The sequence below is a fragment of the Planctomycetota bacterium genome, assembly GCA_035384565.1.
Classification (GTDB): Bacteria; Planctomycetota; PUPC01; order DSUN01; family DSUN01; genus DAOOIT01.
This window is the reverse complement of the sequence record DAOOIT010000032.1, coordinates 38167-50981: the sequence shown is the minus strand read 5'-3', so window position 1 is coordinate 50981 and position 12815 is coordinate 38167. Positions and strand designations below refer to the sequence as shown.

The 12815-nt window shown below is 69.1% G+C and carries 13 protein-coding genes; 5 read left to right on the top strand and 8 right to left on the bottom strand.

Annotation, left to right across the window (positions count from 1 at the left end; genetic code table 11):
* Window positions 1-57: 57 nt before the first annotated feature.
* On the bottom strand, window positions 58-1158 hold the full coding sequence (locus PLE19_13210; GenBank protein HPD15906.1) for a prepilin-type N-terminal cleavage/methylation domain-containing protein: 1101 nt from the start codon (window positions 1156-1158) through the stop codon (window positions 58-60).
* Between the two features lie 413 nt (window positions 1159-1571).
* Between PLE19_13210 and PLE19_13205 the strand changes: the two genes are divergently transcribed.
* The 4 genes from PLE19_13205 to PLE19_13190 all read left to right on the top strand — a co-directional run bounded on the left by PLE19_13205 (window position 1572) and on the right by PLE19_13190 (window position 4388).
* On the top strand, window positions 1572-1748 hold the full coding sequence (locus PLE19_13205; GenBank protein ID HPD15905.1) for a helix-turn-helix domain-containing protein: 177 nt from the start codon (window positions 1572-1574) through the stop codon (window positions 1746-1748).
* Window positions 1749-2059: 311 nt separating this feature from the next.
* Entirely contained in the window at window positions 2060-2827 is a 768-nt protein-coding gene (locus PLE19_13200) for a PEP-CTERM sorting domain-containing protein (GenBank protein HPD15904.1), read from the top strand.
* A gap of 3 nt (window positions 2828-2830) precedes the next feature.
* Window positions 2831-3529 (top strand): type II secretion system protein, encoded by a 699-nt coding sequence (locus PLE19_13195; protein ID HPD15903.1) that lies wholly within the window; start codon window positions 2831-2833, stop codon window positions 3527-3529.
* Between the two features lie 10 nt (window positions 3530-3539).
* Window positions 3540-4388: a substrate-binding domain-containing protein gene (locus PLE19_13190; protein HPD15902.1), complete on the top strand. Its 849-nt coding sequence runs from the start codon at window positions 3540-3542 to the stop codon at window positions 4386-4388.
* Window positions 4389-4927: 539 nt separating this feature from the next.
* Here the strand turns inward: PLE19_13190 and PLE19_13185 are convergent.
* Window positions 4928-6391, bottom strand: coding sequence for a PEP-CTERM sorting domain-containing protein (locus tag PLE19_13185; protein HPD15901.1), 1464 nt, complete (start codon window positions 6389-6391; stop codon window positions 4928-4930).
* 293 nt (window positions 6392-6684) lie between these two features.
* Here PLE19_13185 and nagA point away from each other — a divergent pair, with 293 nt between their 5' ends.
* Window positions 6685-7893 (top strand): N-acetylglucosamine-6-phosphate deacetylase, encoded by a 1209-nt coding sequence (nagA, locus tag PLE19_13180; GenBank protein ID HPD15900.1) that lies wholly within the window; start codon window positions 6685-6687, stop codon window positions 7891-7893.
* Window positions 7894-7911: 18 nt separating this feature from the next.
* Here nagA and PLE19_13175 read toward each other — a convergent pair whose 3' ends face one another.
* From PLE19_13175 to PLE19_13150, 6 genes are all read right to left on the bottom strand, one after another.
* Window positions 7912-8364, bottom strand: a complete 453-nt coding sequence (locus PLE19_13175; GenBank protein ID HPD15899.1) for a hypothetical protein — start codon at window positions 8362-8364, stop codon at window positions 7912-7914.
* 18 nt (window positions 8365-8382) lie between these two features.
* Window positions 8383-9321 (bottom strand): FMN-binding protein, encoded by a 939-nt coding sequence (locus tag PLE19_13170; GenBank protein ID HPD15898.1) that lies wholly within the window; start codon window positions 9319-9321, stop codon window positions 8383-8385.
* Between the two features lie 15 nt (window positions 9322-9336).
* A complete protein-coding gene (gene hemB, locus PLE19_13165; protein HPD15897.1) occupies window positions 9337-10311 on the bottom strand; it encodes a porphobilinogen synthase in 975 nt (324 codons plus the stop codon).
* On the bottom strand, window positions 10308-10781 hold the full coding sequence (gene ndk, locus PLE19_13160) for a nucleoside-diphosphate kinase (GenBank protein ID HPD15896.1): 474 nt from the start codon (window positions 10779-10781) through the stop codon (window positions 10308-10310). Before ndk ends, hemB begins: the two co-directional genes overlap by 4 nt.
* 18 nt (window positions 10782-10799) lie before the next feature.
* Window positions 10800-11339 (bottom strand): ribosomal protein S18-alanine N-acetyltransferase, encoded by a 540-nt coding sequence (gene rimI / locus PLE19_13155; GenBank protein HPD15895.1) that lies wholly within the window; start codon window positions 11337-11339, stop codon window positions 10800-10802.
* A gap of 85 nt (window positions 11340-11424) precedes the next feature.
* The gene (locus tag PLE19_13150; protein ID HPD15894.1) at window positions 11425-12786 is read right to left on the bottom strand and encodes a hypothetical protein; all 1362 of its coding nucleotides are present in this window, start codon (window positions 12784-12786) and stop codon (window positions 11425-11427) included.
* Between the last annotated feature and the right edge of the window lie 29 nt (window positions 12787-12815).

Sequence of the window (12815 nt, the reverse complement as noted above, 5' to 3'; positions counted from 1 at the left end):
CGGCTGCTCGGCACTGCGGGGGCTGGCTCGCCGTGCGGCCATCGCGAGAGGCGAGAGTCAGGGTCTCAGGACGGCCCAGTGAATCCGACCGCGCCGTGTTACAGCGTCTGGCGCGTTGGCCGTGCCCCACGACGCGTGGTCGGGCTCCGACCATTCGCTCATGAAATCACGGGCCGAGTACAGTCCAATATGCCCATCCACGAACACGACGTTCCCACGCCCGCCATGGCGGAAGCGGGGGCCCTTCAGGCCGTCGTTGAGGAGATTGGGCGCCACATCCGCCTTCACGTAGTCCATGAGCAACATCGTACGGGCGGCCTCAGGAACCAGCGCGAATTCACCCAGGCGCGTATAGGCGCAGGGCCAGGTCTTCCGAGGAACTAAGCCCGTGTCGCAGTTGCAGTACTTCATTCCGCCGGAGTCCTTGCTGGGGTCATAGAGGTGCCTCGGCCGGCCGACGATGACCCCCCAGGAGATTGCGAGGTCGCGGTAGTAGCTGCTGTTGCCCGGACAGCTCCAGTCAATGGGAGCCGGGCTGCCGATGGCACACTTGTTCTCCTTCGCCGTGTCTCCGACATTGTAGGCAAACCCGAAGTTATTGTAGCCATAGCAGTTATCGAATACGCGATCCTTGTCGGTGCCTTGGACCTTCCAGAAGGCGCCCCTCACCCGCGTCTGGTCATAGGGGTCGGGCGAACCCGGGCAACGCAGGGCGTACCGCTCGTGGGGCACCGCGGCCCCCTGGAGCGGGTCCATCACTGTGGCACCGAATCGGGGATAGAGCGCGGCTGATACCTTTCTGTACCACCAGCGGTCCTCCTTTAGGGGGTAGTTCTGGAGCTTCAGAGGGTTGTCGGCCGTGTCGAGTTCCACGCAGGTGGGCAGCTTGCCGTAGTTGGCGTTCCTGACCAGTTCGACGCCCAGGTGGACCTGTCGGAGATTGCTCGCGCACGAGCGAGCCAGGGCCGCATGCTTCGCCTGGAGGATCATGGGGCTCGCCAGCGAGGTGATGATGGTGAGGATGGAAATCACCGTGAGGAGTTCAACGATCGTCAGCCCGTGCTGCCAGGGGCGTCTGGGGACGGCAACGCAGCCTCTGTGACTCGTCGCCGGGGTCTGAGCGGCTAACATCACCCACTCGATGCGTCGCGGCCTCATAGCGCCTTCTCCACGGTCTGCGGGGGCTCTTGGGGACCTGCCTTGGCCCCTCCGGCTTCCTATTCGCGTGGGGGCCACGCACCATGACACCATCTGCCTTCACGCAACGAGAATGGTCGCACAGGCCGCACCATGTGCCCAAAGCGAACACGAGCAACACGGCTCTTGGCGGTCTACAGGAACAGGTGTCACGCGGCCGTGCGCAAGAGCGAATACGATGCGTGACGTGCGCGGCGGCGCGCCCATGCGGCACAAACCTGCGGCCACGCCGGGCGCCGAAGACGACGGGAAGAGATAATGCGCACCCACGACGGAGTCCAGGGCCGATGGACCAGCAAGGATTGTCAGCAACAGACGGGACCAATGGCTTTCCCAGGCCTGGCCGGTGCGCCATCTGCGGGTGCCCGCGGGGTGTGGAGTTCCTGCGGGCCGCGGTGGTGGCGCGGGCGCTGGACGTGTCGGCGATGACCGTTCGACGCATGTGCGCGCGGGGCGACTTGCGCGCCATCAAGGTGGGCAGCACGTGGCGCATCTCGCACTATGGCGAGGGCGGGATTCACGAGTACCTCGCGCGGGCGGCGGACGAGTAGCGCGGCTCAGCAACCAGGGGCCAAGACCCACCTTGGGTCTCGGTGTGGGTTCGGCGCACAGAACGCCCAAGTCGAACAAGCCGAACACCCGTATTGCGTTAGCGCGCTATGATTCACGGCTACGGGGCCCCATAGCATCGAAAGGAGACCCTGGTATGCCGTGCCGTGCCCCGACCCGAGCCCGGGCCACAGATTCCTGTGTCACGCACCCGCCTGCCAGACGAATAGTCAGTCAGCTCACGTTGTCAGGAGGGAAGCGCGAGACCGCACAAGTCTCAGCCTACATGCTCACGCGAAAGGAGTTGGGTGCTATGCGACGCCTCCTGATCGGCTTGTGGCTCTCAGTTCTCAGCGGAGCCGTGTGGGCGGTGCCTATCACGATCTCGATCACGCCGACGGCGGACGCGTTCGTGCGTTCGGAAGCGCCGGCCAGCAACTACGGGCTGGCGGGCGGCCTCTCGGTCTCGGGCTCGGCCGCCGTGAACGCCTCGGGGCAGCAGCGCGGGCTGCTCAACACCTTCATGCGTTTCGATCTCTCTGCCTTTGTGGCGGCCATGGACGCGGCCTTCGGCGCCGGAGGCTGGCAGCTCGAGGACGCCGTCCTGGACCTTACCGAACAGGGCACCCCCAACAACCCTATCTTCAATCGCGGCATCGGGCAGTTCGAGGTGCGCTGGCTGGCGAACGACGCCTGGGCCGAGGGCACCGGCACGCCCAACGCGCCCACCGCCGACGGCGTAACCTACTCGTCCGGGCTGCTGCTGCTTCAGCCCGCGCTGGACATGTCGCTGGGCCTCTTCACCAACCTCGGCGTGGACGGCCCCCTCTCGCTCACCCTGAGTCTGCCGGAGGCGTTTGTGGACGACATTCTCGCGGCGGGGCCGGTGAGCCTGTTCCTCACCGCGGCGAGCGACACGGTGGGCTTCACCTTCAACGCGCGCGACATTCCGCTGCCGCGCCTGCCGCCCGTGTTGCGGCTTACCGCCGACGCCGCGCCCGCGGCCATTCCCGAGCCGGCGTCCGTGGCCATCTTCTCCCTAGGGCTGGCGGCGGCCGGCCTGCGGCGGCGAAGGAACTGAACCATGACGGCGGGCAGAAAGCGCGCCTTCACCCTCATCGAACTGCTCGTGGTCATGGGCGTGATCGCCGTCCTTACCACGTTGCTGCTGCCGGCGCTGCACCGGGCCCGCGCCAGCACCCACGCCCTCGGGTGCAAGGCCAACCTCTCCCAGCTTGGCCAGGCGCTTGCCCTCTACCTGGAGGACTGGGACGGCTTCATCCCTCGCCGCGGCCAGGGCGAGCAGAAGCTCGCCGTGATCAACCGAATGTCGGACTGGTTCAACTGCCTGCCTCCCTACGCCGGGCTGCCGCCGTACTGGCAGATGGCCGTGGAGGGGCGACGGCCACGGGAGGGCGAGCACTCGGTGCTCGTGTGCCCCATGGCCACGGACCCCGGGTGGCTGTACTTCCTGCCCTACGCGATGAACATCTACGTCTCGCCCTGGATCCGCCCTGCGCCGCATCGCCTGAGCGAGATGCCCTACCCATCCCAGACCGTGTTCATGGCCGACGCGCACGGCGCCTACTCCGCCACCGCGCCGTCGAAGAAGGAGTACAGCGTCGTGGCGCGCCATCAGGGCAAGGCCAATCTCGTGTTCCTGGACCATCACGTCGAGTCATTCCAGGGCGTCTACGTCGGCTGCGGCGTAGGAGACCCGCGCCGCAGCGACGTGCGCTGGGAGACCGGCACCGGCGGCATCAACCAGCCCCCCCTGCCATGAGAGAATCAACATGCGCACCATTGCGATTCCGGTTGTGCTGACGCTGGCCTTCGGCTCGTGTGGCACCCAGCGTGAGGCCGCGCGGCCTGAGGGCCGTTCGCGAGTCGTGCGCACAGCGGTGATCGGCGGCATGGTGATGACCGGGCTGTGGCCGGAGATCGCCAAGCGCTTCGAGGCGGCCACGGGCTACCAGGTCGAGGTCGTCGCCTCAGGGCCGCGTCCCCTCATCTCCGAGCCGTTCCGCGCCGGCAAGGCCGACCTGTTGACCATGCACTCCGGCGACATCACGACCGACCTCGTGGCCGACGGCTACGGGGTGAACATGCGGCCCTGGACGCGCAACGACCTGGTCATCGTGGGGCCGGCTGCCGACCCCGCGGGCATCGCCGGGCTGGCCGACGGCGCCGAAGCCTGCCGCCGCATCGCCCGGGCTCAGGCGCCGTTTGTGGACTTCCACGGCATCGGCACCCGCGAGATGTCCCACAAGCTCTGGCAGAAGGCGGGGGTCGAGCCCAAAGGCCCCTGGGTGATCCCCGACGAAACCGACGGCCATCTGGACGCGCTCACCTTCGCGCAGAAGCGCGGCGCCTACATCATCGTGGGCCGCATGCCGGTGCTCTTCGGCAAGCTCAAGGCCGAGGGCATGAAGATTCTGGTCGAGGCCGACCCCGACATGCGCCGCCCCTATGTGGTGATGGAGGCCAACCCCGCGCGCTTCCCCCACACCAACTCGACCGGGGCACGCGCGCTGTCGGACTTTCTGGTGTCGCGGGAGACGCAGGAGTTCCTGGCGGAGTTCGGCGCCGCGAAGCACGGCCGCATTCCACTCTTCCACCCCATTGCCGCCGCGCCTCATTGACCGCCGCAGGCCGGCTCTACTGCCCCAGAGCGCAGGACCCACCGGGGGCAACGAGTTGGGTCATCTCGAGCGCACGGCGAGCCGTCTCGATGGGGCAACCCCGGGCCGATCGCCTTGTGGCCCGAGCCCCCGGGCCGGCTCCTGCTTCCTCGCCCTTCCGCCCATACTTGCTCATCGCCCTGACAGGCCCGGCATCGCCGGAGCCGCGAGAATCGCCCATCCTCGCCCTTCCACCCATACTTGCTCATCGTTCTGACAGGCCCGGAATGGCCGGAGCCGCAAGAATCGCTCATTCTCGCCGTTCTGCTCATACTTGCTCACTTCCTCCCCACAGGGATGAGCAAGTATGGGCGCTTGCCCGGCCCCGCGCGCCCGCACCGACGCGCCTCCCTGCCTCACGGGCGGGTCGGCACCACACCTAACTGCCTGATACGGAAAAGCTTGCGCCGGCCAGGCGGTCCGCATGGCGTCTGAGAAGATTTCCGAGCGCCGATGGCGTGTTGCGGCAAGTCGGCGCAGGCGAACCCGGGCGCGGCGGGTCAGCAGCCTCGGCTCCTTCGCCGCGCCGAGGCCCGTCGAGCGAGCGCGGCGACGCCCAGCCCCAGCAGCCCCAGCGTGGCGGGCTCGGGGATGGCCATGTTCTGCGGGAACACATCGGTCCACGAGGTTCCCAGGCGCAACTCGTCCACGATCACCAGCTCGCCCGCATCCAGATTGACCGAGCGCAGGCCGACGGTGGTGAAGGACGAGAACCCCGCGTTCCCGGTGGCGATGACGTCGGGGATCGTGTCGTTCTCGAAGTTAGGGTTCACCCACAGCTCGTAGGTCTCGTAGTTGCCCGAGCCGCCCTTGACGAGACGGCCGATGATGAAAAACGTGCTGTCGTCGGTGATGTTCCCCGCGTAGCGGGCCGTGCCGGAGCCCGAGAGACGGGTGAAGAAATCGAGCCGATTCGGGTCGGCCGTGTCCTCGTTGCCCTTGACGCCGATGCTGGGGCCGTTGCTGTTGCCCAGCCAGATCGCCACGAAGTCGTTCTGGCCCACCGAGCCCTGCGCCCAACGCAGGAGGAAGCTGATGTAGACCTCGTTGGCGCTCCAGGTGCGGCGCAGGGTGCGGCTGGCGAGGGTGGGGTCGGTGTTGCCGGTGATGGCCAGGGCGCGGTCGCCGCCCTCCACGAGGCCGTAGCCCTGCGCGTAGCTGAGCGGCAGCGCGGGCGCGATCACCGACTCGTTGGCGCTGGTGGCGGTCCAGGGGCTGTTCCAGCCCAGGCCGCCCGCGCGGTTGTTCAGGTCGCCGGTGTCGTAGCTGAAGCCCTCGTGCGCGTAGTAGGTGGGCGGGCCGAGCACGGCGCTGGGCAGCACGAGGCTGGCCGGAGCCACCGTGCCGTGCTCGCGCGAGGCGAGCGCGTGGGCGTAGTTGACGGTGGCGTTCGGCGCCTGCGTGTCGCGGGTCACGATGAAGGTCACCCGCTGGTTGGTGTCCGCGGCCAGGAAGCTCTGGAGCGCGGCGCCCGAGATCGTGTAGGTGGTGGACGAGCCGGTGTAGCCCTTGCCCGAGACGGTGAAGGTGCCGAGGCTCACGGTCTTGGTCGGGTCCACAGCGGTGCCCGAGCCGGTGACGTTGGCCGGCGCCGTGTTCCACAGCAAACTGGCCTCGCTCCAACTGTCGAGCGATTCATCGGTCAGGCCGTAGACATGAAACGTCCAGTTCCCCGTCGCGTCGGTGCCGAGGCCCGACTCGATCATGGGCAGGTTGAGGCTCGGGTTCGTGAAGTCCGCCACCACGAGGTCCGACAGGTCATAGCGGATCCACGTCTTCCGGCTGTAGAGCGTGTCGCCCGGCTCGCTGTACTTGAGGGCCAGAATCGTGCTCGAGCCGTAGGGGCCCGAGTTGTTGCTCTGGCCGTACGTGTCGGACTCAGGATAGAGCAGCGCTGCCTGGATGGTTGGCGATGCCGTCACACCGAGGAGGGCGATCCACACGAGCATGCGCAGGCGAAGCACTCACCTACTCCTTCTGCCGGACCCTGGTTGGGAGGGGGACTGCCACATCCCTCACATACTAGCAAACCCACGACGGGCGATCAACCCGGATTTTCGCCCGGCGACAGGCCGCAGAGGCCGGGCGAATGCCAAGGGGGCGTCGGACGGGTCGGACCTGTCCGGCCCCTCGGCCGCCCGGGGATGGCGCGACCGCCCGTCGAGTTGACTCGGCGCGGGCGCCGGGCTAAGATCGCCGGCGAAACAGCCTGCCCCGCCGCAGCGCGCGGGGTCCGACCCTTGCCGAGGAGGCGCCCGTGCTCTTCCGCAACTGCCGCGTGATCACGCCGTGGGAGGACCGGCCCAATGGCTGGCTGCGCATCCACGGCGAGGAGATTGCCGCCCTGGGCCATTTCCAGGCGCCCGACACCCACGAGGGCGAGACGGTGGTGGACCTCGATGGCCTGATCCTCGCCCCCGGGTTCATTGACATCCACTGCCACGGCGCGGGCGGCGGCAAGGCGTCGGACGAGGCGGGCATCGCCACGATGGCGCGGTTCAAGGCGCGCCGCGGCGGCGTGGCGTTCGCGCCCACCCTCCAGTCGCTCGAGCCCGAGTGGCTGGGCATGGTGGACTATTTCCGCACCGAGCCGCCCCACGGCGCGCTGGTGCTGGGCGCGCACGTGGAGGGCGTGTACGTGAACCCCGTGTGCATCGGGGGCCTGAACCCCGACCGCGCCCGCAGCCGCTACCAGGACGGCGAGCTGGACGACGTCCTCGACCGCTTCGGCGACGCGATTGCCCTGATGACGCTCTCGCCCGAGATCGAGGGCGGCACCGAGCTGATCCGCGCCCTGGTGACGCACGACGTGGTGGCCTCGGTGGGCCACTCGTGCGTCACGTGGGAGGAGTTCCGCACCGCCGTCAGCGCCGGCCTCTCCCACGCCACCCACCTGTTCAATGCCACGCGCTACGGCTATCCCCCGCCCGAGCGCGGCCTGAGCCGCGCACGCCTCGACGAGATGGTGATGCTCACCGACGAACTGACGAGCGAGCTGATCTGCGACGGGGTGCACGTGCACCCGATCATGCTCCGCCTGGCGCTCAAGGCCAAGGGCCTCAGCCGCCTCTCGCTCATCACCGACGGCACCTTCACCGCCGGCCTGCCCGAGGGGCGCTACAAGCGCGACGACGGCGAAGAGGTCTACGCCCGCCCTGACGACGTGTGCCGCAGCGTGCACGACAACCGCATCCTCGGCTCGAACCTCACGATGGACCGCGCGGTGCGCAACGCCGTGCGGCTCATGGAGATACCCCTGAAGGACGCGGTGCAGATGGCCACCATCAACCCCGCGCGAGTCGTCGGAGTGTCGGCGCGCATGGGCAGCCTCGAAGTGGGCAAGGAGGCCAATCTCGTGGCCTTCGACGAGCGCCTGAGTGTGCGCCTCACCTGCGTGCGCGGCGTCGTGGTCTTCGACCCCGAAAACCGCTGCCCGCCCTGCGTGCATCGGCGGGTGGTGGAGTAGCAGGATTCTCCCGCGCCCTCACGCCCATTTGGCGATGCCCGCCCGGATGGCGCGGGCGCGCGAAGCGGTGCGGTCGGCAGGTAGTTCGCGGTAGATGTCGGTGATGTCGCCCATGCGGTCGCGGAGGCGCTGGGCGAAGTGGCGGGCGGTAAGGCGGTCGCCCGGGGCCAAACCCAGGCGCTCGCACCAGCGGCGGTCAATGAGCAGGTTCCACTCGCGCTTCGACCTGGGCGCGGCGGGGCGGAAGCTGGTGTCAATCACGTCGTCGCACAGGCCGCCCACGTTGTGGACGCACGGCGCGCAAATGTCGTCGGCGCCCAGCTCTATCTCGAGCAGCACGTCGGGGTCGGCCAGGATGGCGGCGGCGACGCTGTGCACCGCGTGGCCGTAGGGGTGCGGCTCCCAGGCGGTCTGGCCACGTCCGATATCGGCCACAAGATCAATGAAGTGGTGGGGCTTGATGCGGATCACGTTGCGCCCTCGCCGTGCTCACAGGCCGGCCGACTGCTTGAGCGCCTGGAATACGGCGCTCTGGATGGCCTGCGACGTGATGGTGGCGCCGGTGATGGCATCCACATCGGCCCGCTGCTCGCGCACGATGCGCTCGGGCAGGACGGTGCGGGCACCGAGGTCGGCCCTCTCCTTGTGGTCCAGCGTCACGTCTGCGATCCTGCCGTCGCGCACGGTCACGGTGGCCCGGATGTGGTCGGAGTAGCCGAAGACGGTGGCCGAGAACGTGCCGTCGCGCAGTCGGGCCGTCTTGAGGGCGTCGCGGCCGAGCATGTCGGCCTTTGCCGCGACGCGTGCGGCGGCGCGCGATGCGGCCAGCTCGAGCGGGGGCTTGGGTGGGATGGCTGCATAGAGATCCCTGGCGCGCTCGTAGGCGGCTTCGGCGGCCGCGCGGTCGCCGCGGTCGGCCAGCACGTCGCCCCGGGCCTCGCTCACTTGGGCTTCCTGGAACGAGCGCCAGGGCGGGTCGGGCAGATGCTTGAGCGCCTCGTCGAGCGCCGCGAGGGCCTGCGCGTGCTCGCCGAAGTGCCGGTAGCACGAGGCCAGGCGCATCCAGGCCACGGCGTTCTTGTTCGCCAGCTTCCTGTGCTCGACCAGTGCCCAGGCTGTCTCGCCCGCCAGGAAGTAGGTGGCGGCAGGCATGCCGTCGCGCGCCCTGCCATCCTTCTGGTACTCGTAGGCCAACTTCACCGCCTTGCGCCGGTCGGCGGGGTCGGCCGTCATCAGCAGCACCTCGATGCGGTCCCACGCCTTGTTCCAGGGTGTTCCGGGGGCGACATCGAGCGGCACGGCGTCGAGCCACGGGGGCGGGATCTTCAGGTCGGCCAGGGCCTGGTCGAGCGACGGCTTGCGCGCGGGGGTTGCGGCCAGGGCTGAGCCCGCTGCCGCAAGGAGGGAGAGGGCCAAGGCAGAGCGCACAAGGGTCTCCGAGGCCTAGTCGGCCAGCCAGCGGGCCACGTCGCGGGCGAAGTAGGTGATCAGGATTTCGGCCCCCGCGCGACGGATGGCGGTGAGCACTTCCAGCGCGGCGCGGCGCTCGTCGAGCCAGCCGTTGGCCGCGGCGGCCTTGAGCATGGAGAACTCGCCGCTCACGTGGTAGGCGGCGACCGGGACGCCGAACTCCTGCTTCACGCGCCAGATGATGTCGAGGTAGGGCAGGGCGGGCTTCACCATCACGATGTCGGCGCCCTCGGCGATGTCGAGCGCCACCTCGCGGATCGCCTCGTCGCCGTTGGCGGGGTCCATCTGGTAGCCGCGGCGATCGCCGAACTGGGGGGGCGACTCGGCGGCGTCGCGGAACGGGCCGTAGAGGGCCGAGGCGTACTTGGCCGAATAGGCCAGGATGGGCGTCTGCGTGAAGCCCTGCGCGTCGAGCGCCGCGCGGATGGCGCCCACCCGGCCGTCCATCATGTCGCTGGGGGCCACGAGGTCGGCGCCCGCCTTGGCGTGCGAGACGGCCATCTTCGCGAGCAGCTCGAGCGTCGCGTCGTTGTCCACCTCCTGGCCTCTCAGCACGCCGCAGTGGCCGTGGCTGGTGTACTCGCACAGGCACACGTCGGTGATGAGCAGCAGGTCGGGCACGGCGGCCTTGACGGCGCGGAGCGCGCGCTGCACGATGCCGTCGGCGGCGTAGGCCTCGGCGCCCACGGGGTTCTTGGCCGACGGGATGCCGAAGAGGAGCACGGCGGGAATGCCCAGGGCGGCCGCCTCGCGGCAGTCCTTCACCAGCTCGTCCACGGAGAGTTGGCAGTGGCCGGGCATGGACGCGATGGGGTTGCGCACGCCCTTGCCGGGGCGCACGAAGAGCGGCAGCACGAGGCTGTCGGTGTGGAGATGCGTCTCGCGCACGAGGCGGCGAATCGCCTCCGAGCGGCGCAGTCGGCGCGGGCGGATTTCAGGGTAGCTCATACCGGCTCGCCCCCCTCGCTGAAGTCGTAGACCTGCTCCATGTCATCCGGCCACCAGTCTACCAGTTCGGCCTCGTCGAAGAACAGAGCGATCTCCTTCTCAGCCGTCTCGGGCGAGTCGGAGCCGTGCACGAGGTTGAAGCGGTTGCTCACGGCGAAGTCGCCGCGGAGGGTGCCGGGCGGGGCGTCGGGGCCGAAGGTGGGGCCCATCATGCGGCGCACGACCTCGACGGCGCGCTTGCCCTCGAGGATGAGGGCCACGGTGGGGCCGCCGGTCATGAAGCGGATGAGCGGCTCGTAGAAGGGCTTGCCCTCGTGCGGCGCATAGTGGCGGCGGGCCAGCTCCTCGGAAACCTTCATCATCTTGAGGGCGACGAGCTGAAGGCCCTTGGCCTCGAACCGCGCCACGATGCGCCCGACCAGGCGCCGTTGCACAGCGTCGGGCTTGATCAGGACCAGCGTGCGTTCCATGGGGTCTCCGGTCGAAGTTCAGGAAGCTGGCTTGATGTCCAACAGGCCACGCAGCACGAAGATCAACGCGTCCTCTCCGTCATCCGGGTAGGCGTTGGGCTGCACCCGCTCGAAGCGGAAGCCGAAGCGGCGGTAGAGGTCCTGGGCCTCGAGATTGCCCCGGCGGACCTCCAGATAGGCCTGCGACAGGCCCAGGCGCCGGGCGTGGTCGAGCAGGTGGCGCAACAGCAGGGTGCCGATGCCGCGGCGGCGGTGTTCCTCGCGGACGGCGACCTTGGCGATGTGGGCCTGATGGCCCTCCACCCACATGCCCGCATAGCCCACGATCTCGCTGTTCACCTCGGCCACGAAGAAGCTGTGGTGGGCGTCGGCCACGGCGCGCGCATAGGAGTTGGGCCGCCACGGCCCCCGGAACGAGGCGTTCTCGATGGCCACCACGGCGCGCAGGTCGCGGTAGCCCATGCGCCGCACGCGCACATCGCCCGCGAGAAGCTGCGGCAGCCCTCGATGGCCCAAGGCCGCCCGCACGCGGCGCAGGAACGAACCCATCGCACTCATGGCCAACAGGCCCTCGCAGGGAGCCGATCGCACAATCCCCGGCACCATACTGCAAAGCCGGCGCCGAGTCAAGGCACGGAACAAGTCAGAACTGCGCCTTCGGCCAACGGATGCGGACGCCGACGTCCGGGGCCTTGCCCTCGCGGCGCTCCGTGTCGCCGCCGTCGTCCTTCCCATCCGAGCCTGTCGCGTACACGACGAGGCCTGCGCCATCGGCTCGATAGCGCAGCGGCCTGCCGTCGAAGGGGTCCGCGGGCACAGCCTCGAGGTACTCGGGCACGAGCGCCTCGAGCTTTGGGGGCAGGGCCTGCTGCCTGGCCCTGTAGCGCAGGGCGGCGAGAGCCACCCGCGCGCTGTCGCAGCGGGCCAGATGCTCCTGCCCCGACTGGAACACGCGCTGAAGCGCGGGGAGGATCAGGCGCGAGACCACATAGTAGTGCGGGATTCGTTCCTCGAGGTTCCGCCTCGCCTGCGCCGCGGCCCGCGCTCCCTCGGAGGGCGTCATCCGCGACGCCGCCACGTAGTCGCCCATGATGTCCAGGTAGTGGGCCATGTCCGACTTGAAGTAGGCCGGGGGGATGGCACCCCAGAGCATCTGCGCGCCGACGGGCAAGTCTATGCCCACCATCGCTGCCACCTGCGCCCCGCCGGGCTTGAGCACGTGGTTCTCGTAGATATCTATGCCGAAGCAGCGCTCGCTCACCATCGCCCACTCGATGATCTTGCGGTCGCCGGCCGCGGCGAGGGCCGCCTCCACGCGGCCCAGAGCCTCGGGCGAGGGGCGCGCGCGGCTGGCCCACCGCTCGACGGCGTTGACGGCGATAGCATCGCACGCGATGCGGACCAGGCCGCTGATGAGGGTCGGCTCGCGGCGGATCATCTCGCCCATGCGCAGGCAGGCGATAAGGGACGTGGCCGCTTCGTCGGCCTTGCCGGTCTCGGTGCGCTCGATGGCCTCGAGGGCCAGCAGCCGCGCAGCGCCGCGGAGATTCGACAGGTGCGGCAGCGGCATGGCGGGGCCCTGCGCGAAGTCGAGGTCGAACTTGCACTCGTCGAGCGTCGCGGCCTTGTGCAACAGGGCGAGGGCCTCCGCGTTCGCGCGCAGATACGCCTGGACCGCGGCCCGCACGGGCGGCGCCAGAGGCTCGTCGGGCGTGGGAAGGACGGCCTGGCCGACGAGCGGCAGCCGGTCCTCCAGGGCGGCTTTCTCGCCTTCGCGCGCCTCCATTTTCACGAAGGCCGCCAGGAGCAGCAGCGCTGCGTTCCTGCCCGGCGGCGGATCGGGGTAGCGCTGGGCCAGGTCAACCAGCGTCACAGGGTCGCCTGCGTCGCGAATGGCCTTGAGCCGGGACTCGACGCGGGCCGTTGCGAGCGCATTCCAGCCGTCGAGCAGGGAGAAGGGCAGCCAGGGGATGAAGGTGAGCAGGACTTGAACGACAAGGGGCATCGGCGCGGCTCCTCTCCGTCCAATTCTAC